The organism is Sporosarcina sp. PTS2304, assembly GCF_003351785.1.
Taxonomy (GTDB): domain Bacteria; phylum Bacillota; class Bacilli; order Bacillales_A; family Planococcaceae; genus Sporosarcina.
In genome coordinates, this window is record NZ_CP031230.1 from 1,313,779 (window position 1) to 1,336,020 (window position 22,242).

The 22,242-nt window shown below is 39.7% G+C and carries 19 protein-coding genes and 1 other annotated feature (1 of these 20 only partly in view); of the genes, 1 reads left to right on the forward strand and 18 read right to left on the reverse strand.

Translation table 11 applies throughout. The features are described 5' to 3' along the window. Positions 1 to 79: 79 nt before the first annotated feature. The 16 genes from DV702_RS06250 to zapA form a co-directional block, all read right to left on the reverse strand. Positions 80 to 529, reverse strand: coding sequence for an acyl-CoA thioesterase (locus DV702_RS06250; RefSeq protein ID WP_114923984.1), 450 nt, complete (start codon positions 527 to 529; stop codon positions 80 to 82). Positions 530 to 810: 281 nt separating this feature from the next. Further along, positions 811 to 1,596: a succinate dehydrogenase iron-sulfur subunit gene (gene sdhB, locus DV702_RS06255; protein ID WP_114923985.1), complete on the reverse strand. Its 786-nt coding sequence runs from the start codon at positions 1,594 to 1,596 to the stop codon at positions 811 to 813. Between the two features lie 5 nt (positions 1,597 to 1,601). Then, positions 1,602 to 3,356 (reverse strand): succinate dehydrogenase flavoprotein subunit, encoded by a 1,755-nt coding sequence (gene sdhA / locus DV702_RS06260; RefSeq protein ID WP_114923986.1) that lies wholly within the window; start codon positions 3,354 to 3,356, stop codon positions 1,602 to 1,604. 59 nt (positions 3,357 to 3,415) lie between these two features. Beyond that, positions 3,416 to 4,024, reverse strand: a complete 609-nt coding sequence (locus tag DV702_RS06265; RefSeq protein WP_114923987.1) for a succinate dehydrogenase cytochrome b558 subunit — start codon at positions 4,022 to 4,024, stop codon at positions 3,416 to 3,418. 321 nt (positions 4,025 to 4,345) lie between these two features. Then, the gene (uvrC, locus tag DV702_RS06270; RefSeq protein ID WP_114923988.1) at positions 4,346 to 6,148 is read right to left on the reverse strand and encodes an excinuclease ABC subunit UvrC; all 1,803 of its coding nucleotides are present in this window, start codon (positions 6,146 to 6,148) and stop codon (positions 4,346 to 4,348) included. Positions 6,149 to 6,202: 54 nt separating this feature from the next. Then, positions 6,203 to 6,517, reverse strand: a complete 315-nt coding sequence (gene trxA / locus DV702_RS06275; protein WP_114923989.1) for a thioredoxin — start codon at positions 6,515 to 6,517, stop codon at positions 6,203 to 6,205. 89 nt (positions 6,518 to 6,606) lie between these two features. Beyond that, on the reverse strand, positions 6,607 to 7,581 hold the full coding sequence (locus DV702_RS06280) for an electron transfer flavoprotein subunit alpha/FixB family protein (RefSeq protein WP_114923990.1): 975 nt from the start codon (positions 7,579 to 7,581) through the stop codon (positions 6,607 to 6,609). 34 nt (positions 7,582 to 7,615) lie between these two features. Continuing rightward, positions 7,616 to 8,389 carry an electron transfer flavoprotein subunit beta/FixA family protein gene (locus tag DV702_RS06285; RefSeq protein ID WP_114923991.1) on the reverse strand — a complete coding sequence of 258 codons (774 nt, stop codon included), beginning with the start codon at positions 8,387 to 8,389 and terminating at the stop codon, positions 7,616 to 7,618. Between the two features lie 23 nt (positions 8,390 to 8,412). Next, entirely contained in the window at positions 8,413 to 9,186 is a 774-nt protein-coding gene (locus tag DV702_RS06290; RefSeq protein ID WP_114923992.1) for an enoyl-CoA hydratase, read from the reverse strand. Positions 9,187 to 9,215: 29 nt separating this feature from the next. After that, positions 9,216 to 9,797 carry a fatty acid metabolism transcriptional regulator FadR gene (locus DV702_RS06295; RefSeq protein ID WP_114923993.1) on the reverse strand — a complete coding sequence of 194 codons (582 nt, stop codon included), beginning with the start codon at positions 9,795 to 9,797 and terminating at the stop codon, positions 9,216 to 9,218. A gap of 89 nt (positions 9,798 to 9,886) precedes the next feature. Further along, positions 9,887 to 11,590: a long-chain-fatty-acid--CoA ligase gene (locus DV702_RS06300; RefSeq protein WP_114923994.1), complete on the reverse strand. Its 1,704-nt coding sequence runs from the start codon at positions 11,588 to 11,590 to the stop codon at positions 9,887 to 9,889. Between the two features lie 354 nt (positions 11,591 to 11,944). Further along, complete coding sequence (locus tag DV702_RS06305; RefSeq protein WP_114923995.1) at positions 11,945 to 12,358, reverse strand: DUF350 domain-containing protein; 414 nt, start codon at positions 12,356 to 12,358, stop codon at positions 11,945 to 11,947. Positions 12,359 to 12,422: 64 nt separating this feature from the next. Further along, the gene (locus tag DV702_RS06310; RefSeq protein WP_114923996.1) at positions 12,423 to 14,780 is read right to left on the reverse strand and encodes an endonuclease MutS2; all 2,358 of its coding nucleotides are present in this window, start codon (positions 14,778 to 14,780) and stop codon (positions 12,423 to 12,425) included. A gap of 16 nt (positions 14,781 to 14,796) precedes the next feature. After that, complete coding sequence (gene polX, locus DV702_RS06315; protein WP_114923997.1) at positions 14,797 to 16,503, reverse strand: DNA polymerase/3'-5' exonuclease PolX; 1,707 nt, start codon at positions 16,501 to 16,503, stop codon at positions 14,797 to 14,799. An 87-nt stretch (positions 16,504 to 16,590) separates the two neighbouring features. Beyond that, on the reverse strand, positions 16,591 to 17,130 hold the full coding sequence (locus DV702_RS06320; protein WP_114923998.1) for a CvpA family protein: 540 nt from the start codon (positions 17,128 to 17,130) through the stop codon (positions 16,591 to 16,593). A 10-nt stretch (positions 17,131 to 17,140) separates the two neighbouring features. Continuing rightward, positions 17,141 to 17,401, reverse strand: coding sequence for a cell division protein ZapA (zapA, locus tag DV702_RS06325; RefSeq protein WP_114923999.1), 261 nt, complete (start codon positions 17,399 to 17,401; stop codon positions 17,141 to 17,143). Between the two features lie 175 nt (positions 17,402 to 17,576). On the opposite strand from zapA, the gene rnhC reads away from it, so the two are divergent. Continuing rightward, positions 17,577 to 18,512 (forward strand): ribonuclease HIII, encoded by a 936-nt coding sequence (rnhC, locus tag DV702_RS06330; protein WP_114924000.1) that lies wholly within the window; start codon positions 17,577 to 17,579, stop codon positions 18,510 to 18,512. 139 nt (positions 18,513 to 18,651) lie between these two features. Here the strand turns inward: rnhC and pheT are convergent, their stop codons facing one another. Next, entirely contained in the window at positions 18,652 to 21,063 is a 2,412-nt protein-coding gene (gene pheT, locus DV702_RS06335) for a phenylalanine--tRNA ligase subunit beta (RefSeq protein WP_114924001.1), read from the reverse strand. 12 nt (positions 21,064 to 21,075) lie between these two features. Further along, positions 21,076 to 22,113, reverse strand: coding sequence for a phenylalanine--tRNA ligase subunit alpha (gene pheS, locus DV702_RS06340; protein WP_114924002.1), 1,038 nt, complete (start codon positions 22,111 to 22,113; stop codon positions 21,076 to 21,078). 86 nt (positions 22,114 to 22,199) lie between these two features. Beyond that, positions 22,200 to 22,242 (reverse strand) — a binding site (T-box leader); it runs 191 nt beyond the window's last position.

Here is a 22,242-nt window from a genome sequence, read left to right on the forward strand (position 1 = left end):
GAAAGCGGAGGGTATTGGATATTGAAGCTTATTCAGAATGTAGAATGAAACATTATTTCACATTAGTCCAGTGTACTAGTTACGAGTTTTCCATAAATACTTTTTGTTCTTCTTCAGACCATGGCATAGGCTTCCCAGTTTTACGACCAATTTGAACCACTGCTCCTCTGCCTGTAAAGACAATTTCATTGCGTTCATTTTTTGCCATATAGTGCAAATCAACTGAACTTTTTCCTATTGAATTTGCTTTTACAAAAATCGAAAGCTTCTCATCAAAAAATACTTGCTTCACAAAATCACATTGTAAATCTGCCACAATAGGAATTGTGTCACCTTGTGGATCTATCCATTTCTCCATTCGATTAAGAGATTTTAAATACTCAATCCTAGCATATTCAAAATAAGCAAACACTTTTGTATTATTCAAATGCCCGTACATATCGGTTTCCGAAAAGCGCACAGTAACATCTGCATGAAATGTAAACCCGTCTGTCCACTGTTGAATATCTTCAATATAGTTAGCCTTCATTGGAAAATCCCCCTTTTTGAAATGAATGATCATTCATTCCTTCATTATATCAAAAAAGGAATAGACGTCAAATTAGAGGGAGATTGCATTGCTAGCTATGGGCGGACGGCTCGAACACTTCTATCTACGAGCGCACGAACGCACTCTATGAGCGGAACCCTCCTACCTAAGAGCGCTTGAGCGTACACTATGAGCGCAACAACGCATTGTACGAAAAGATCATCAGCATGATACGCAAAAAAACGACCCGCGATTATAGCGGGTCGTTTAGATAGCAGAAATTAATCTACTTGGTGGTCACTTCCGAAGAAGTTTTTGAACATTTGAATAGTTGTCGCTCTACCAATTGCACCGATAGATGTTGTCAACGGAATACCTTTTGGACATGCAACTACACAGTTTTGTGAGTTACCACATTCAGTAATTCCACCGTCAGCCATAACTGTAGCTAGACGCTCATCTTTGTTCATTGAACCTGTTGGATGCGCATTGAATAAACGTACTTGAGACATTAATGCAGGTCCCATGAAGTTCGTCTTGTCGTTAACATTCGGACAAGCTTCCAGACATACACCACACGTCATACATTTAGACAATTCATATGCCCATTGACGCTTACGCTCAGGCATACGAGGACCTTCACCTAAATCGTACGTACCGTCGATTGGAACCCATGCTTTAATACGTTTTAACGAATCAAACATGAACTCACGATCTACAACTAAGTCACGGACGACCGGGAATGTACGCATTGGCTCTAACTTAATAGGTTGTGTTAACTGATCGACTAATGCAGTACAAGACTGACGCGGACGACCGTTAATCACCATAGAACATGCTCCACAAACTTCTTCCAAACAGTTCATATCCCAGTTTACAGGAGTAGTTTTCTCCCCTTTTGCATTCACGGGGTTACGTCTGATTTCCATAAGTGCCGAAATTACGTTCATATTCGGACGGTATGGAACTTCAAAGCGTTCTGTATAAGGGCTTGAAGTAGCAGTGTCTTGACGTTGGATATCAAAAACGACTGTTTTTTGAGCAGTTGCTGTTTGTTGTTCACTCACTTTATTCAGTCTCCTTTCTTAGCAGAATAATCGCGAATACGTGGAGGAATTAGAGATGTATCTACTTCTTCATATGAAATAATTGGTGCAGAGTGTCCATCAAATTCTGCAATAGTTGTTTTCAAGAAGTTCTCATCATCACGATTCGGGAAGTCCGGCTTATAGTGCGCACCACGACTTTCATCACGCTGCAATGCACCTAATGTAATAACACGAGCTAGATATAGCATGTTCTTCAATTGACGTGTAAACATAGCCCCTTGGTTTGACCATTGTTGTGTATCAGTCATATTGATATTTTCATATCGCTCAAGCAATTCAAGAATCTTTTCATCGGTCTGTTTCAATTTATCATTGAAACGAACAACCGTAACGTTGTCAGTCATCCATTCGCCAAGCTCTCTATGGAGTACATATGCGTTTTCCGTACCATCCATTTTAAGTAGCTCTTCCCATTTTTGCTGCTCTTCTTTAATTGCATCTTCGAAGATAGTAGCAGGAAGCTCATCAGCTGTACGCTTTAAGTGCTTCATATAGTCGATTGCGTTTGGTCCAGCAACCATTCCTCCGTAAATTGCAGATAGTAGTGAGTTTGCTCCAAGACGGTTAGCACCGTGTTGTGAAAAATCACATTCCCCAGCTGCAAATAGACCTGGAATATTTGTTTGCTGATGATCGTCTACCCATAGTCCACCCATTGAATAGTGAACAGCAGGGAAAATTTTCATTGGTAATTTACGAGGATCGTCTCCTGTGAATTTTTCATAAATCTCGATGATTCCACCAAGTTTAATATCCAATTCTTTAGGATCTTTATGAGATAAATCCAAGTACACCATGTTTTCACCGTTGATACCTAGTTTTTGATTTACACACACATCAAAAATTTCACGTGTTGCGATATCCCGTGGAACTAAGTTACCGTAGTCGGGATACTTTTCTTCCAAGAAGTACCATGGCTTCCCGTCTTTATATGTCCAAATCCGTCCACCTTCACCACGTGCTGACTCACTCATTAGACGAAGTTTATCGTCTCCTGGGATTGCAGTTGGGTGAATTTGAATAAATTCGCCGTTTGCATATTTTGCACCTTGCTGATATACGATCGAAGCTGCAGAACCTGTATTGATAACAGAGTTTGTAGACTTACCGAAGATAATACCAGGTCCGCCGGTAGCCATGATGACAGCATCTGCTTTAAATGCTTGAATTTCCATTGTCTTCATGTTTTGCGCTTTAATACCGCGGCAAACGCCCTCTTCATCTTTAATGATACCGAGGAACTCCCAGTGCTCATATTTTTGTACTAATCCTGCTACTTCATGTGAACGAACTTGTTCATCTAGAGCGTAAAGTAATTGTTGTCCAGTTGTCGCACCCGCATAAGCTGTACGGTGGTGAAGTGTACCACCGAAACGGCGGAAATCCAATAGACCCTCTGGTGTACGGTTAAACATTACACCCATACGGTCCAATAAGTGGATGATGCCAGGAGCTGCTGCCGTCATTGCTTGCACTGGTTTTTGATTCGCTAGGAAGTCTCCACCGTAAACCGTATCATCAAAGTGAATATCGACTGAGTCGCCTTCACCTTTCGTATTTACAGCACCGTTAATGCCGCCTTGGGCACATACAGAGTGGGAACGTTTCACTGGTACTAGCGAGAACAGGTCAACCGGTGTGCCAGCTTCTGCTGATTTGATGGTAGCCATTAAACCAGCTAGTCCTCCACCGACGACAATCAATCTGCCTTTTGCCATTATTGTTTCACTCCTCAATTATACGTGATTTCATTAGTTTTTAAAGGTTAGTTTTTAAATTAGACAAATGCTAATAGCGCTTGAACTCCGATTACAGAAAGCACTAAGAACACGATGATTGTAATATAAGATACAATCTTTTGTGAATTTGGTGATTGTGCGATACCCCAAGTGACACAGAAAGACCAAAGTCCGTTTGCCAAGTGGAAAGTCGCAGATAGAATTCCAACGATGTAGAATACAAGCATTAATGGGTTTGATAAAATATCAGCCATCATGTTGAAGTCTACTTCTGTTCCAAGTGCTTTTTGGATGCGTGTTTCATAAACGTGCCATGCAATAAAGATTACAAGGAATACGCCTGTGAAACGTTGTAGTGTAAACATCCAGTTACGGAATGTCCCATAATGCCCTACATTGTATTTCGCAGAAAAAGCTATGTACACTCCATAAAAAGCGTGGAACATTAATGGAATATAAATGATGAACCATTCCAAGAATAATACAAACGGCAAGTTCCCCATAAAATTAGATGCATTGTTGAATGCTTCTTCACCGCGCGTCGCAAAGTGGTTGATGACTAAGTGTTGGGCAACAAAAAGTCCAACTGGAATAACACCAAGCAACGAGTGTAAGCGGCGCAAGAAAAAATCTGTTTCTTTCGACAAGTTTTTACCCTCCCTTATTTCTGAGATCTCCTTGTGATGATGCAGTTCTCTGTCTGTCCGCTATTCATCGGTATCTCTCTTTCGTGGTACAATATGATAACATGTATATTGTACTCCTCTGTTTGGGACAGGTCAAGACGTCATCTTCTTTTTATACTATATTATGATTTTTCCGATAACGTCGAAACATGCTTGTATTTTTGTGCTTCTTCTATATAAATGGTCATAAGTCAGCACCCTCTCCTTACAATAGATAAGTGTGTCTAAAACAGAACGTTTTTAATTTTCTTAATAAACTAAACATCAGGAAATCCCTTTACCTTAATCAGGCAAGAGATCGTCTGGTGTTTCGGGTTGTTGGAAATGTGCAATTAAGTCTTCTGACACTTTTTTAGGTAAACCAGCTTCTTTGAGCTCTTGCATTGTCGCTTGACGAATCGCCTTAACCGTTTTGAAATGTTTTAGTAACTGTTGTTTGCGTTTAGGGCCTATTCCTTCGATTCCATCAAGGGAAGAAGTTAACGAAGAAGCACCTCTTCGTTGTCTATGAAAGGTTATCGCAAAACGGTGGACTTCATCTTGTATACGTTGCAGTAAATAAAAGCCTTCACTTGTCTTTTTCAGCGGTACAATGTCAGGTGGATGTCCATACAATAACTGTGCTGTATTGTGCTTATCATCTTTTGCTAAACCAGCAATAGGAATTGATAAGCCTAATTCGTCTTCGAGTACTTCCCTGGCAATTTCCATTTGGCCTTTCCCACCGTCTATTACTATTAAATCCGGCAGTGGCAGTTGATCTTTTAGAACGCGCGTATACCGCCTTCTGATGACTTCTCTCATTGCACCGTAGTCATCATGTGCAGCCGCTGTTTTCGTTTTGTACTTCCGATAATCTTTACGATTGGGACGTCCGTCAATAAAGGAAATCATTGCGGAAACAGGCTCGACTCCATGCGTATGCGAGTTATCAAACGCTTCGATTCTCAGCGGGGGACTGATTGCCATCGCTTCTCCTAATTCTTCGCAAGCACCTATTGTACGTTCTTCTTGACGTTCAATTAACTGAAACTTAGCATTCAACGCAATAGATGCATTCTTTTGAGCTAATTTCACCAAATCTCTTTTCTTTCCTCGTTGTGGTACATAAACATTTGTTTCGAGTAGTTGTTCAGCCAAACGTAAATCTACAGTTTCAGGCAAAAATACTTCTTTAGGCAATAAATGCTGCCCTTCTCCATAAAAACGGCCAAGAAATGTTAGTAATTCATCTTCTGGATCTTGATAGGCTGGAAAAATTGAAACATCTCGCTCAATCATTTTTCCTTGACGCACAAAGAATACTTGAACGCACATCCACCCTTTATCCACGGCATATCCGAATACATCTCGATCAGTAAAGTCATTGGCATTCATATTTTGTTTTTCCATTACAGTTTCAATATTAGTAATTTGATCGCGGTATTCTTTTGCACGCTCGAACTCTAGATTCTCAGCCGCTTCACTCATTTTTTGTTGCAATTCCTTTTTCACTTGCTTGTAACCACCATTTAGAAAACGAGTGATGTCTTGAATCATTTCTGTATAAGCTTCTGCGGGTACTTCTTTAATACAAGGCGCTAAGCATTGACCGATATGATAGTAAAGACAGGCGCGTGTCGGGATACTTTGACACTTGCGGTAAGGGTATAGTCGATCGAGTAATTTTTTCGTTTCATGGGCTGCAGTTGCGTTCGGATAGGGCCCAAAATACTTCCCTGTTTTTTTATTAACTTTACGTGTAATAATTAGCTTAGGATGCCGTTCATTTGTAATTTTCAAATACGGATACGTTTTATCATCTTTAAGCATGATGTTGTACTTCGGATCGTATTTCTTAATCATATTCAACTCTAAAATAAGTGCTTCAATTTCAGAGTTCGTAATGATGTATTCAAAATCTACAATTTCACCGACAAGCCGCTGTGTTTTTCCATCGTGCGAGCCGGTAAAGTAGCTCCGCACACGATTCTTCAGCACTTTAGCTTTTCCAACATAGATGACAGTACCTTGTCGATCCTTCATTAAATAACAACCAGGCAAGTCAGGAAGAATAGATAATTTATGTTCAATTAATTCATTCATTATAATCACCTACTAAAAAACCGGGATGCTGCAATAGCCCCCGGTTTGTTGTATTTATACGTGCTTTTCAACTAGTTGTGCAAGTGCTTCTTTTGGTTGAAAGCCTACTACCTTTTCTGCTACTTCTCCATCTTTGAAAAGTAGTAGTGTCGGGATCGACATGATTCCGAACTGGCTAGCAGTCGCTTGGTTATCATCAACGTTTACTTTGACGATATTTGCTTTTCCTTCAACTTCACCTGAAAGTTCTTCAAGTACAGGAGCGATCATTTTACATGGTCCACACCAAGGTGCCCAAAAATCTACCAGTACTACGCCTTCTTTAATGTTTTCAGCAAAGTTTGAATCAGTTGCATTAATAATTGCCATTAGTATTTCCTCCTTTAATCTGTAACTATATTCGCATTATATCACGGAGGATTCTTGCCGGCTAAAAAAATGCCTACAGCCTATTTTATTTAGCTAACTTTAATTTTTTTGATTTCTTCAATCATAATAGGAATGATTTCAAAAATATCTCCGACAATACCGTAGTCTGCTATTTTAAAGATATTCGCTTCAGGATCTTTGTTGATCGCGACGATTACTTTGGAGTTCGACATACCTGCTACGTGTTGAATCGCGCCAGATATTCCTGCAGCGATATAAAGATCTGGAGTAACCACTTTACCCGTTTGACCAATTTGCAGTGAATAATCACAATAGTCGGCGTCACACGCACCACGTGAAGCACCTACTGCCCCACCTAGTAAATTCGCCAGTTCTTTTAACGGTTCAAAGCCTTCTGCACCTTTGACGCCTCGACCGCCTGCTACGATTACTTTTGCTTCGGATAAGTCCACACCTTCAGTTGATTTACGTACAACATCTTTAATAATGGAACGTAGATTCGTAATTTCTACTGATTTTGATGCAATATCACCTGTGCGACTAGCATCATGTGTAAATGGTTCGATATTGTTCGGACGAATTGAGATGAATAATAGTCCTTCTTTGATCTCAACTTTTTCGAATGCTTTACCTGAATAGATCGGACGAATAAATTCTGCATCATCGCCTTCCCCTTCGATTTTCGTAACGTCTGAAATAAGCCCGACCCCAAGCTTACTCGCTATTTTAGGAGATAAATCTTTTCCCATTGCAGTATGCCCAAAAACAATACCATCTGGTGATTCATCTTCGTAAACAGCCATGAACGCTTGACCGTAACCATCAGGAGTATAGTGCTTCAAATGTGGATGTTCCACTGTTACAACACGATCTGCTCCGTAATGAATCATTTCTTGTGCTATTGATTGCACTTGATCCCCTATTAATACAGCGACGACTTCTCCGCCACCTGAAATTTTCTTTGCTGCTGCGATTGTCTCATAAGATACGTTACGCAGTTCTCCATCACGCGCTTCACCTAAAACTAACATTTTTTTTGACATAGTGTAGTCCTCCTCATAACGATTCTATATGGAATTAAATAACTTTCGCTTCAGAATGTAATAATTTCACTAGTTCAGCCGCTTGATCTGCTGGTTCACCTTCAAGCACGCGACCTGCTGATTTAGCTGGCGGCAAGAATACTTCTTTCGTTTCAGTCTTCGCTTCTACATCCTCTTCTTCAAGATCTAAATCATCAAATTCCACTTCATCAAGCGGTTTTTTCTTCGCTTTCATAATTCCTGGCAGTGAAGGGTAACGAGGCTCATTCAATCCTTGTTGTGCAGTGACGAGTAAAGGAAGTGAAGTTTCAATTGTCTCCGAGTCACCTTCTACGTCGCGCACAACGGTGACATTCGTTCCGTCTACAGTCAACTCTGTAATCGTAGTTACATAGTTGATACCTAGCAATTCCGCTACGCGCGGTCCGACTTGACCAGATCCGCCGTCAATCGCGACGTTACCCGCAAGAATTAAATCTACTTCCTTGTCTTTTAAGTATTCAGCAATAACTTTTGCTGATGTATATTCATCTATGTCGTCAATATCGTCTTCAATGTTAATTAAGACTGCTTTGTCTGCACCCATCGCCAATGCTGTACGTAATTGCTTTTCAGCGTCTTCATCACCGATAGATAGAACTGTGACTTCTCCGCCGTGCTCGTCACGTAATTGAATAGCTTCCTCTACTGCATACTCATCGTAGGGATTAATGATGAACTCCGCACCATCTTCAGAAATTGCACCGTTTGAGATTGAAATCTTTTCTTCCGTATCAAATGTTCTTTTTACCAATGCATAAATGTTCATTAATAGAACCTCCTATTCGATAATTACTTTCCTGTAAATGTAGGTTGACGCTTTTCAATAAATGCTTGAATACCTTCTTTTGCGTCATTTGAACCAAATACTTCTCCAAATGACTTCGCTTCGGCTTCCACGCCGTCATAAAAAGATTGATTCTTTGAATAAGATAACATGTGAAGAGCATGCTTTACAGCAATAGGGCTCTTATTTGCAAGCTTTTTCGCAAAATTCAAAGTGTTCTCCATCAATTCTTCGTCATCAAACGCATGATTAGCAAGACCCCACTGCACTGCATGCTCACCTGAAATCGGGTCACTTGTCAGCATCATTTCTGCTGCTTTAGCTACACCGACCAGCCTAGGCAGCCTTTGTGTACCAGCAAATCCCGGTATTAGTCCAAGCTGAAGTTCAGGCAATCCAAGTTTGGAACTTTTCGTTACTAAGCGGATATGGCATGCCATAGCTAGTTCTAAGCCACCACCAAGGGCCGCACCATGAATGGAAGCGATTACAGGTTTAGGAAAGTTTTCTAAACGTTCGAATACTTTCTGACCATTTGCAGACATTTTCGAAAATGCTTCACCGCTTTCTACTGAAGTGAATTCTTTTATATCTGCGCCTGCAGAAAAGAACCTTCCTTCACCATATAAAATTACAACACGCACATGTTCATCTTGCTCTACTTTCGTCAGAAGTTGGTCAACCTCTTCGATAAGTTTTGAAGACAAAGCATTTGCGGGAGGATGATTAATTTTCGCCAAAGCGACAAAGCCATCTTTCTCCATTGTGATCAACGTCATGTATTACCTCTCCTTTCACACTATTACAGTTATTGCTGGAAACCGCATAATAACATTTTGCTAACTTTTGGTGCTGTTTTTAGCAAATCAAACTTTTGTTCATTCATTACCCATGAAGTAATAGTCTCGTCCATCGTACCAAATAACATTTGACGAGCAAGCCGCAAATCTAGATCAGGGGAAAGCTCACCTGTCTCCATTCCACTTTTAAGCAATTCGTCCAGTAAAAACATATACTCTTTTAAAATGTTGTTAATTTGAAATCTTAGCTCTCTGTTTGACTGTCTAAGTTCCAATTGTGTTACAATCGCCAAATGCGGATCTTCTTGTAATACTCTAAAATGACTTTCTATTACTAACAGTAGCTTTTCAGAGATAGGAAGATCTTTTTCTAGTATGACATGAATGTTCTCGCTGAAAATACCCATTTTCTCTTGAAAAACGGAAATTAAGATGTCTTCTTTATTTTTAAAGTAAAGATAAATAGTACCATCCGCAACTCCCGCTTCTTTGGCGATTTTTGATACTTGCGCCTGGTGATAGCCGTTTTCCGCAATTACAACAACTGCAGCGTCTACAATTTGTTTATACTTTGGCTTCGTACGTTTCAATGTAATTCACCACCAAAAAAGAAAATATGAATGAGAATTCATTCATATTTTCATAATAATGAATGTTTCTATTAGAGTCAAGTATTTAGTCATGAAGTTCTGTGTGAATCTTTATCTTCAGAAAACTTTCTTTTTTCTTCATCTATAAGCGTTCTGCGTAAAATTTTACCGACTGCTGTTTTCGGTAAATCGTCACGGAAATCATACTGTTTTGGAACTTTAAATGCAGCTAATTGTTTTCGGCAGTACTCATCTAATTCTCTTTCAGTTACAGAATATCCTTCTTTTAGCACGATATACGCTTTTACTGTTTCTCCGCGGTATGGATCAGGCACACCTGCCACGATACACTCTTGAATCGCGGGGTGTTCATATAACACTTCTTCTATTTCACGTGGATATACATTAAATCCACTCGCAATAATCATATCTTTCTTACGGTCAACAATATAAAAGTACCCATCTTCGTCCATATACCCTAAGTCACCTGTCAAAAACCAACCTCCGCGAAATGTCTCTTGTGTATCATCAGGTCTATTCCAATATCCTGTCATCACTTGCGGACCTTTCACCGCAATTTCACCTATTTCACCTATTGGTAAAGGATCAGTCGTGTTCGGCCCTATAATACAGGCATCTGTATCTGGCCAAGGAACTCCTACTGTTCCTCTTTTCTGCAATCCATCCCATACAAAGTTCGCCATTACTACCGGAGAAGTTTCTGTCAACCCATATCCTTCTACTAATTTTCCACCTGTAACCGCTTCAAATTTATCTTTTACCTCTACCGGCAAAGCTGCTGATCCACTAATACATGCTTTGATGGATGATAAATCATATTTATCAATGTCCGGTTGATTTAAAAGACCGATATAAATCGTTGGCGCTCCAGGAAAGAGCGTTGGTTTTTGTTTGTCAATTTCTTTCAGAGCAGTTTTAAAATCGAATTTAGGAACCAGTACCATGCGATGCCCTTTCATTACAGCGTAAATCAACACCGTTGTCATGCCGTATACGTGAAAGAACGGTAAAATTCCCATTATTGTTTCTTTGCCATCCTCTGTTTTATATAGCCAAGCATTACACATCTCAGTATTACTAATTAAATTAGCATGTGTTAACTCTACACCTTTTGGGGGTCCTGTTGTGCCACCCGTATACTGAAGTAAAGCCAGATCCCCTTTTTCAAAAGTTACATGGATAGGTTCAGGTTTTGTCGATTTCATTATTTCAGTATACAAATGATGGATTCCCCGATGTTCTACTTTCACTGTCAGTTTATGTTCTTTCTTTTGTATAAAAGGATAAATTAAATTTTTTGGGAATGGCAAATAATCTTTTATACCCGTAATGATGATATGTTCCAATGAAGTGTCTTTCATAGCTTTTGAAATTCTCGGAAATAAAATATCAAGAGAAATTATGACTTTCGCGCCTGAATCGGATAATTGATACTTCAATTCACGTTCAGTATACAATGGGTTTGTTTGTACAATAATCCCACCCGCATATAGAATTCCATAATAAGCAATCGCGCCTTGTGGGCAGTTCGGTAGCATTATCGCTACACGATCACCTTTTACGACTCCTAATTTTTGTAGGTATGTCGCAAATTTTAAAGCTGACTCGTGAAACTCTGAATAAGAAATATCTCTACCTAAAAAATGTATAGCGGTTTTATCAGGATATTTTTTACTAGATCTAGTCAAGTAGTCTTGCAAAGGTATTTGCTCATATTCCAAGTTTGCTGGAATTTCGGAAGGATACGCTGAAAGCCAAGGTCTTTTTGTCATCTTAACAACTCCTTTACATAAATATAATTGTTTGAACATTCCTTGTTCATTAGTATATCGATAAACTATTCAATTTACAACATAAAAATGAAAGCGCTTTATTTGCGTTCTCCTAAATAAACGATGACAACGTATATACGACTTACACTATATTGACTCTTTAGTCTATTGTTCAAGAAATCTATTTATACATAAGTAAACAGAATTTTTTCGATTTTGTGAGATAAGAAATACAAAACACACCAAGACCGCAGTCATGGTGTGTTTGTGAAAAGCCAATATACCCCTATCAACACAAAGAGTACACAGACTACTAATAAAACTTTAATTAATCTTTCCATCTACAATGCACTCCTAAGATATACTGGCGCCAATGACGAATGATAGACCGACCGAAATACAGAGCGAAATAAAAGCAACAGAGCGATTGTCTGCCTGTATTTCCTCATCTACTTTAAATTTCGGAGTTAGAAATTCGAACAACAGGTATGCGAATACGAGTAATGTAAACCCGAATAGTCCCCAGCCCATCATTTGCGGCAAACTATTATGCTGTTCAATAGAATACCGGAAAATATTCGCTACACCAAATATTTTTCCACCCGTAGCCATCGCAACTGATAAATTGCCTTTTCTAATCTCTTCCCAGTTTTTATATTTCGTTACCATTTCAAATAATACCATAGAGACGATCAAACAAAGTGTGACTACGCTGAAATAGCCAGCCGTCTCAACTAATGGATGACTCCAGAACCCCGTATGATTCATAAGTTATGCACCTCTTCTTGTTCTCTTACTTGTCATACGGTTCAAATAGTCGAAAGGTTTCATTTTATTTTAACTCCACGACAGTTACTCCATGACCTCCTTCTCCCGCTTCACCAAATCGATAATTTTTGACGCGTGAATGCTTTTTCAAATATTGTTGAACACCTTTTTGAAGTGCACCTGTACCTTTTCCGTGAATAATAGATACTTGGTGGTAATTGGAAAGTAGTGCATCGTCTAAATATTTCTCCGTTCGCGCGATGGCATCTTCATAGCGTTCACCCCGTAAATCCAATTCTAACTTCACATGACTTGAACGACCTCTGACTGCCCCTGCCACTACTTGCTTTTTCTCTTTTTCTGGTTTCGTATATTGAAGACCGGATTCTTGTAATTTCATTTTCAAAATCCCAATTTGTACAATCCATTCTTTGTCAGATACTTTTTCTATAAGCGTTCCTTTTTGACCATATGCGAGTACTTTTACTTCATCACCTACTTGCAATGGTCGTGGGCCTGCTTGTGCTTTTGCAACTTTCTTTTTCCTTTCTTCGGGCGCAGCACCTTCTAATCGTTTACGCGCTTCAATTAATTCATGTTCTTTTACAGAAGCTCCTGCATTCATACGTAACGCGCGTAAATCAGAAATAACAGCTTCCGATTCCGTTCTAGCTTGCTCCACAATTTTCTTTGCACGTTCTTTAGCAGCTTCCGTTAAACGATCTTTCTGCTCTTCAAAATCCTCCAACTTTGCATGTAAATCTTTCTTTAACTTTTCAGTCTCGATTAATAATTCGTGCGTGCGCTCCGCATCTTTTTCAGATTGTACACGACTGGTTTCAAGTGAAGCAATCATTGAATCTACTTCTCCACGATCCTCACCTGTAAATGTCTTCGCACGATCAATAATATGAGTATGCAAGCCTAATCGTTTAGATATTTCAAAAGCGTTGCTTCGCCCTGGTACACCGATGAGCAATCGATAAGTAGGACTTAACGTATCAATATCAAATTCCACACTTGCATTTGCGACGCCTGGACGATTATAGCCATACGCTTTTAATTCGGGATAATGCGTAGTGGCCATTACACGTGCGCCACTCCCGTGAACTTCATCCAGTATGGAGATAGCAAGTGCTGCTCCTTCTTGAGGGTCAGTACCCGAACCTAATTCATCAAATAATATCAATGATCGTTCATCATACTTTTTTAGAATATCCACAATGTTAACCATATGTGAGGAGAACGTACTTAAACTTTGTTCAATAGATTGTTCATCTCCAATATCTGCATATATGGAATCAAATACTGCGATTTCAGACCCATCCAATACTGGAATCGGCAGTCCCGCTTGAGCCATTAGTGTACATAAGCCAACTGTTTTGAGAGTCACTGTTTTCCCGCCTGTATTAGGTCCCGTAATTACAATTGTTGTAATATCTGAACCAAACTCAATCGTATTAGCAACCGCTTCTTCAATCGGCAACAAAGGATGTCGTGCTTTAGCCAGTCGCATATAACCGTCGGCATTTACAGCAGGTTTTGTACATTTATTGGCTGTACCGTATTTCGCTTTTGCTAAAATCACATCGACCGCTGCAAGTAATTGCACTAAAGTAAATAAGTCATGTGCTACTTCTTGGACACTAGCAGACAAAGCAAGCAAAATCTTTTCAATTTCTTCCTGTTCTTTGACTTTTAACGTACGAATTTCATTGTTTGCCTGAACTACTGCATCAGGCTCAATAAATAACGTTTGTCCAGAAGAAGACATATCATGAATTACACCACCGTAATGTGAACGATATTCCGCCTTTACTGGAATCACATAGCGATCATTCCGAATAGTCACAATAGAATCCGATAGCATTTTCGCAGCATTCTTCCCACGTGTATAGCTTTCTAACCGTTCCCGAACGCGACTTTCCTGTATTCGCAAACTTTGTCGAATCGATCGCAAAGCAGAAGATGCGCTATCCACTACACGACCATTATCATCAATAGAGGCGTGGATTTCGTGCTCTAATCCCGTTAGAACAGGCATCGCGTCTTTTCGTGCAAGCAAATGTGGAATTGAAATATCTTCTTCTGCCTCTACCCCTTCTAAAAACTGACGGAGTACTCTACTCGCTCGAATAGTATCCGCGATTTCCACCAGTTCCATCGCGCTTAACATGCCACCAATTTGCGCTCGTTTTGCATGTGGACGAATGTCATGAATCCCACCCATTGGAACGTTACCACGTAACCGCAAAATCGCTAATCCTTCATCTGTTTCTTCCAATAAGATCTGGACATCTTCCAAATTACGAGAAGGGACTAGCTGTTCTACATGCGTTCTACCTGCGGATGATGTACAATGCGCTGCAACTTGCACAATAATCTTATCAAACTCAAGTGTTTTTAAGACACGCTTTTCCAATGTCTTACACTTCCTTTCATTTACGAATCACTTTCTCAATAAACTGCTCAAGCGACCAACTGTTTACGACTTGTTCTGTAGGCAGCCAGGCTTTTTGAGCGTATTCCACGCCTATCTGCATATAATCTAATTGTTCTATAGCATGCGCATCTGTATTAATCGCAATCAAAATACCTGCTTCTTTTGCCAGCAGCAAATGTTCAGTGCGTAAATCTAATCGATACGGACTAGCATTTAGTTCTAATATTTTTCCATATTCACTTGCCCATGAAATTAACTGTTCTATATCTGGATTGTAGCCGTCTCGTTGTCCGATAATCCGACCTGTAGGGTGTGCAATCATATGAACATATGGATTTTGACACGCTGCGTGCAAGCGTTCCATTATTTGTTCTTGCGGTTGATTGAAACTTGAATGTATAGAAGCAATGACAAAGTCTAACTGTTGCAAAATCTCATCTTCGAAATCTAATTGGCCATTAGGTAAAATATCCATTTCCGTTCCACAAAACACTTCAATATCAGCATATTTTGCGCTAACTTCACGTATTTCGTCAATCTGTTTTAATAAACGCTCAGGTGTTAAGCCGTTCGCTACTTTCAAATAGTGAGAATGATCCGTAATTACCATGTGGGAATAACCTTTTCGACGACATGCTTCGACCATTTCCTCTATAGAGTAACCCCCATCAGACCATGTGGTATGCATATGAAGATCCGAACGAATTTGTTCAGGTGTAATAATTCCAGAGATCTCTTGTGTTCGTTCGAGCTCACTGCCATCTTTTCGTATACTAGGCGGAATAAACGGTAGGTCAAAACGTGCAAAGAATGATTTTTCGCTAGTAAATGTTTCAACATTACCAGCTTCATCTTCTACACCGTACTCACTAATTTTCATTTTTTTGCTTTTGGCAATTTGTCGTAATCGGACATTATGTGCAGCGGAACCCGTAAAGTGATGTAATGCTGTAGCGAATTGTTCGCATGTTACAAAACGAAAATCTGCATCAATTGGAGTTTCCATATCAAGAGAAATTGATAATTTTGCATCTCCTGCACCAACGACTTTCTCAATTGGTAATGCGGATAAAATTTTCTCTCGGACTACTTTTGGTTCCTCAGTTACTACTATCCAGTCTACATCAGAACTCTCTTCTTCCCTCCGTCGATAACTACCTGCTACTTGAAATTTCTTTATTTCTTCAATCAATTGCAATTCAGCTTCTACAAACTCCACGACTTTTTCTACTTGCCAAATCGGTGTTTTCCCAGAACGCTCTGCCAAGATATCAATTTCACGCAATATATTTTCTTCTGTTTTTTTACCAAAGCCAGGTAGTTTACTTACTTCTTGTTTTTCACATGCTTCACGCAGTGACTCTACTGAATCAATAGCAAGTGCTTCATGTAATTTGGCGATCTTCTTGCCGCCAAGCCCAGGGATATTTAATAATGGAATCAAACCTTTTGGTACTTTTTCTTCTAATTCTTTTAATACTTCAGATGTGCCATTTTCCATCAAATCTGTAATGACTGCTCCTGTTCCTTTACCGATCCCTTTCAAAGTAAGAATATCATCCATCTCTGAAAGACTTCGCGTATCCAACTCCAATGTGGACGCCGCTTTTCTAAATGCTGCAACTTTAAAATGATTTTCTCCAAGTAATTCCATATACAATGCAATTTTTTCAAATGTACGAATGATTGTTTTTTTATTCAAGTTCATATCCTCCCTACTCTGATAAAAAAGCTTCCACGCAAAGGGGGAAGCTTTTCGTTCATATGTATACAGCAACTAATATATTCATTACCCTAAGTAAACAAACCACCAGTTTTTTATTGCCGAGGAAATAATAGGCGTATGTTCGAACATTGCTTTTGCAAGTAAGGACTTATCCAGTGAATTTTGAATTACTTCAATTGGTAACATTACAAGTGCGGATAATAGGAAAAAAAGAATCAAATAAAACTCTATAAACCCAAATCCTGCTCCTAAAATACGTGCTCCAAAACCGAGTACCGGTAAATGCTTTAAAAAGTCCAGCATGGAACCGATCAATTGCAATACCAGTTTTGCCGCTACAAAAATAAATATGAACGCAATCAAACGATAAAATGTCATATCCAAATCTAAATGTTCAAATGTCCATGTTAAAGACTCACCTGCTGTAGCGCCTGGATAAGGAATCCATAAAACTAACTTATCCGCCAGTGGTTTATAATATTTATAAGCTACGTAAATCGATAGTATAAGTCCGAACATATGGATAATCTGTACAACCAACCCACGTCTGAACCCTGTAATCAAGCCGCCTACTAATAAAACGACTAGTAGTAAATCAATCATATTTCGCCCCTCAACCTCTCAGATTTTCCAATTCTTCTTCTAATCGCTTTACTTTTGCTTCTAACTTCAAAAAGTCATGCACGCTATTAACTGCTGTCAACACAGCAATTTTCTTACTGTCCAAATGGCGATTATGTTTACTAAGTTCTCGCATTCTTTCATCAACTAGTGAGGCTACATACCGCACATGTCCAGACGTTTCTGTACCAACAACTGTATACGTTTGTCCATAAATCTCGACCGTTACTCTAGATCTTTTTTTGTCAGCCATGATTTCGCCCTCCCCCTAAAAACCCTTACATAATCATACCATGAAAAACATTTGGTTGTGAATCAATTATGCCTCACATCTGTACGAGCTAGTAAATTTTTATACTTTCATTCATTACTCTACCCTATTTCAGGTATACTAATGAATATAATGCAGGAAATGAGTGAATTAATTAGTGACTAACCAAGTAATTATTTTAACCGAAAAAGAAATGTCTGCTGTCATTGCGTTTTATGAAGAAAATAAAGTCATCCGGAATGCACCGGGTGTAATTTTCGCCGCAAAAACAGCTGATACCGCTATTACAGCTTATAAATCCGGCAAAGTATTGTTTCAAGGCGCGGGTGCTGAACGAGAAGCCGCGCGTTTCAGCTCGAGTGTATCTGGAACCTCCGCTGCTGTACAAAGCTCAGGCGCAAAAGGAGACATGTTACCCGCAAAATTCGAGACATTGTCCGTTATCGGATCTGACGAAACAGGTACAGGTGATTTTTTTGGTCCTGTTACAGTAGCCGCATGCTTCGTTCGTAATGATCAAATCGAATTACTGCGTGAACTAGGTGTAAAAGATTCAAAGCAATTGACCGATGTATATATGCGCCAAATTGCTGAGGACTTGAAGCAAGTAGTGACTTATGCAATTTTGACACTAGATAATAATAAATATAACGATATTCAAAGCAAAGGATGGTCGCAAGGAAAGATTAAAGCCGTTTTGCATAATCAAGCGATCGGGAATGTATTAAATCAACTGTCGCCTGAAGTTCCAGATTATATTTTAATTGATCAATTCGCAGAACGTAAAGTTTATTACAATCATTTGAAGAACGAACAGACGATTATTCGGGATCACGTACTCTTTTCAACGAAAGCTGAAAACTTACATGTTTCTGTAGCTATTGCTTCTATTTTAGCACGCGTGGCATTCCTCGATGCGATGGATCAACTAAGCGTAAAAGCAGGCATGACATTACCAAAAGGCGCAGGTGCAAAAGTCGATGCGGTGGCAAGTCAAATCATCCGTAAAAAAGGTGAACCATTTTTACGTACAATTACAAAAGCACATTTTGCAAACACACAAAAAGCCTTGAAACTAGTATACAAACGATAAAAAAGCTATTCTAAATACAGGGGCTATTTATTAAGCCCCTGTATTTAGCCAACCATTTTTTAAAAAGAAAGAGACCGCCACAGACAATCAGACACTACTGACTATCCGGACAGCCTCCATCATGTAAACTTCAAATATATTATGATCGTAACTGTGCATTCGCTTGAACAGTCAATGCATCAAGCACTTTACTATGAACAGCGACAACTTCATCATCTGTCAATGTGCGTTCAGGATCAAAGTATGTTAGTGAAAACGCCAACGATTTCTTACCGTCCTCCACGTTTTTCCCTTCGTATAGATCGAATAACTGAACGTTTTTCAATAACTTGCCACCCGCTTGTCGAATAATTTTCTCTAAAGCAGCAGCTGAAGTTTCGCTTGTTACAACTAATGCAATATCACGTGCTATCGATGGGAAACGCGGAACAGATGCATAAAATAATTCCTCTGCCTCTGTTTCAAGTATTACACGTAAATTCATCTCCATCACATATGTTTCTTGTAAATCACGCTCTTTTTGTACTGTTGGATGTACTTGACCGATCATACCTACAGCCGTATCACCGAGCCATACAGTAGCTGTACGACCAGGATGCATTCCATCTATGGTAGCTTTTGTAAAATCAACATGTTCAAACAATCCGAGCTGATCAAACACTCCTTCTACAATACCTTTCATAACGAAGAAATCTACTTTTTTCGTTTCGCCTTGCCATGCATGGTTCACCCACTTGCCTGTGATTACTGCAGCTACATGCTCTACCTCTTTCGGAAGTCCATCTCTCTCAATACCTAAGAACACAGAACCCGTTTCATACAATGCCACTGATTCGTTACGACGAGCCACATTGTAAGTAGCAGCGTCCAATAAATGAGGGATCACACTTTGACGAAGAATGCTTCGTTCTTCACTCATAGGCATTAGCAACTCCGTAACGGGTGCTGTTTCCAGTGCGTAAGCTTGAGCATCTTTAGGTGAAGCCAGTGAATATGTCAATGCCTGTGATAGACCTGCCGCTTCTAAAAATCTCCGAACGACTCTGCGTTTTGCCTGATAAGATGTTAGACCGCCCGGCGCACTTTCTACAACAGGTAATGTTTTAGGAATTTCATCATAACCGTACAGACGTGCAATTTCTTCAATCATATCTTCCTTAATCCGCAAATCTTGACGTCTCGTTGGAATATCCATGACGAGTTGACCATTGATCGCTTCAGTCGGAATTTGCAACCGATCCATAATGCTCTTCATTTCATCCATTGGAATTTTCATCCCTAGACGATTATTTACGTAATCCGGGGATAAGATGATGCGTTCAGATGTTTTATCAAGCTCATCAAATACGACAGAACCTTCTAGTACTTCTCCACCTGCTAATTCTGCCATCAATTGTGCAGCACGTTCAGCTGCGTCTGCTACACGGTTCGGGTCTACGCCTTTTTCAAAGCGTGTGCTTGCATCACTGCGAAGTCCGACTTCTTTTGATGTTTGACGTACAGAACCCGGTGAAAAATAAGCTGATTCAATGACAACTGTCGAGGTACCTTCATGTACTTCAGAATTGGCCCCACCCATTACACCTGCTAGCGCGACTGGTTCAATACCATTTGTAATGACTAAGTTATGACCATTCAATGTACGTTCCGTCTGATCTAGTGTAATGATTTGCTCCCCATCAAGAGCTTGGCGCACGACGATTTCTTTCGTTTCGAGACGGTCGTAATCGAATGCATGTAACGGCTGGCCATACTCCATTAACACATAATTTGTAATATCCACAATATTATTATGCGGACGGATACCCGCGGACATTAACGTGTTTTGTAGCCATTGAGGAGATTCAGCAACCTTAACGTTTTTCACAACTTTGGCTACATACATCGGATTCTCTGCTGGTGCTTCTACTGTCAACTGTAAGTAGTCTTCTGCTTTTTCACTAGACGATTCATAAGTAATAGCAGGTACTTTAATATCTTTTGACAGGATCGCCCCTACTTCGTAAGCTACCCCAAGCATACTTAATGCGTCCGAACGATTTGGTGTCAGATCAAATTCCAACACTTGATCGTAAAGTCCAAGATGCGTTAGAGCATTATCTCCTGCATGCACGTCATTTGGTAACACGTAAATTCCTTCTGCATACGCTTTAGGAACGACTTTTCCTTCGATACCAAGTTCTTGTAACGAACAAATCATGCCATTGGATTCTTCGCCACGCAGTTTTGCTTTTTTAATTTTCATGCCGCCCGGTAACACAGCCCCTGGACGTGCAACGATTACTTTTTGGCCAGCTGCAATATTCGGTGCACCACAAATGATTTGCGTTACTTCCCCACCAACATCTACTTGACAAATATGCAGTTTATCCGCTTCCGGGTGTTTTTCACACTCAGCTACATATCCAATCACCACATGTTCCATTCCTAAAGAACGGTTGATGATACCATCTACTTCAATTCCTGCACGCGTAATTTTTTCAGCTAACTCTTCTACGCTTAATTCATTCCAATCTACATACGTACTTAACCAATTTGTCGATACTAACATCAGTAATCCTCCTTATGCCTCTGACCGGTGGAATTGTGAAATAAACCGAATGTCATTTGTATAGAAATGACGAATATCTTCCACTCCGTATTTTAACATTGCAATTCTTTCAGGTCCCATACCAAAAGCAAAGCCTGTAACTTCTTCTGGATTATATCCTGCCATTTGGAGGACATTTGGATGTACCATGCCCGCACCTAAAATTTCGATCCAGCCTGTCTTTTTGCAAACATTACAGCCGGATCCGCCACATTTGAAACAAGAAATATCCATTTCAACGGATGGTTCAGTGAATGGGAAGAAACTTGGACGTAATCGAATTTCGCGTTCAGCACCAAATAACTTCTTTGCTAATAAATCCAACGTTCCTTTAAGGTCACTCATCCGGATATTTTCCCCTACGACTAATCCTTCAATTTGTGTAAATTGGTGCGAATGTGTCGCGTCATCCGAGTCTCTGCGATACACTTTGCCCGGACAAATAATCTTAATTGCAGAACCTTCTTTAGCTTCCATCGTTCTTGCTTGTACAGGTGATGTATGTGTACGCAGTAAAATGTCTTCTGTAATATAGAAGGAATCTTGCATATCACGAGCAGGATGTCCTTTTGGTAAATTCAATGCTTCAAAGTTATAATAGTCTTTTTCAACTTCAGGACCTTCAGCGATTTCATAGCCCATACTAATGAAAAAATCTTCAATTTCTTCGACAACACGCGTGAGCGGATGATGATTGCCGAGCTCCACTGGACGACCCGGTAACGTGACGTCAATCGATTCTTTATCCAACTGCTCTTGTATCGCTGCCTGTTCTAATAACTCTTTACGTTCTTCCAAGATCACTGTTACACTTTCACGAATTTCATTCACAAGTGCTCCCATTTTTGGACGTTCTTCTGCAGGAAGTTTGCCCATTCCTTTTAATAGGTCTGTAATGGGTCCTTTTTTACCTAAATAAGCTACTCGTACATCATTTAATTCTTTAATCGTGTTGGATTGCTTGATTTTCTCCATGACTTGTTCTTTCAATTCATGCAGTTGTTCTTTCATGTATATGAGCTCCTCTCTCTATTCCAGGTATGGTTTTTAACGAATCAATAAAATGATTTCCGAAAAAACAAAAAACTCGCCCCTATAAAAGGGACGAGGTCGATTTCGCGGTACCACCCTGATTAGTTT

What these genes read in the sequence shown, in the direction of transcription:
- DV702_RS06320 (WP_114923998.1), bottom strand. Translation starts at nt 17,130, where the DNA reads ATGATTGATTTACTACTAGTCGTTTTATTAGTAGGCGGCTTGATTACA.
- trxA (WP_114923989.1), bottom strand. Translation starts at nt 6,517, where the DNA reads ATGGCAATTATTAATGCAACTGATTCAAACTTTGCTGAAAACATTAAA.
- uvrC (WP_114923988.1), bottom strand. Translation starts at nt 6,148, where the DNA reads ATGAATGAATTAATTGAACATAAATTATCTATTCTTCCTGACTTGCCT.
- DV702_RS06285 (WP_114923991.1), bottom strand. Translation starts at nt 8,389, where the DNA reads ATGAACATTTATGCATTGGTAAAAAGAACATTTGATACGGAAGAAAAG.
- zapA (WP_114923999.1), bottom strand. Translation starts at nt 17,401, where the DNA reads ATGGCTGACAAAAAAAGATCTAGAGTAACGGTCGAGATTTATGGACAA.
- pheT (WP_114924001.1), bottom strand. Translation starts at nt 21,063, where the DNA reads ATGTTAGTATCGACAAATTGGTTAAGTACGTATGTAGATTGGAATGAA.
- sdhA (WP_114923986.1), bottom strand. Translation starts at nt 3,356, where the DNA reads ATGGCAAAAGGCAGATTGATTGTCGTCGGTGGAGGACTAGCTGGTTTA.
- pheS (WP_114924002.1), bottom strand. Translation starts at nt 22,113, where the DNA reads ATGAAAGAACAACTGCATGAATTGAAAGAACAAGTCATGGAGAAAATC.
- DV702_RS06250 (WP_114923984.1), bottom strand. Translation starts at nt 529, where the DNA reads ATGAAGGCTAACTATATTGAAGATATTCAACAGTGGACAGACGGGTTT.
- DV702_RS06290 (WP_114923992.1), bottom strand. Translation starts at nt 9,186, where the DNA reads ATGACGTTGATCACAATGGAGAAAGATGGCTTTGTCGCTTTGGCGAAA.
- DV702_RS06300 (WP_114923994.1), bottom strand. Translation starts at nt 11,590, where the DNA reads ATGACAAAAAGACCTTGGCTTTCAGCGTATCCTTCCGAAATTCCAGCA.
- DV702_RS06305 (WP_114923995.1), bottom strand. Translation starts at nt 12,358, where the DNA reads ATGAATCATACGGGGTTCTGGAGTCATCCATTAGTTGAGACGGCTGGC.
- DV702_RS06280 (WP_114923990.1), bottom strand. Translation starts at nt 7,581, where the DNA reads ATGTCAAAAAAAATGTTAGTTTTAGGTGAAGCGCGTGATGGAGAACTG.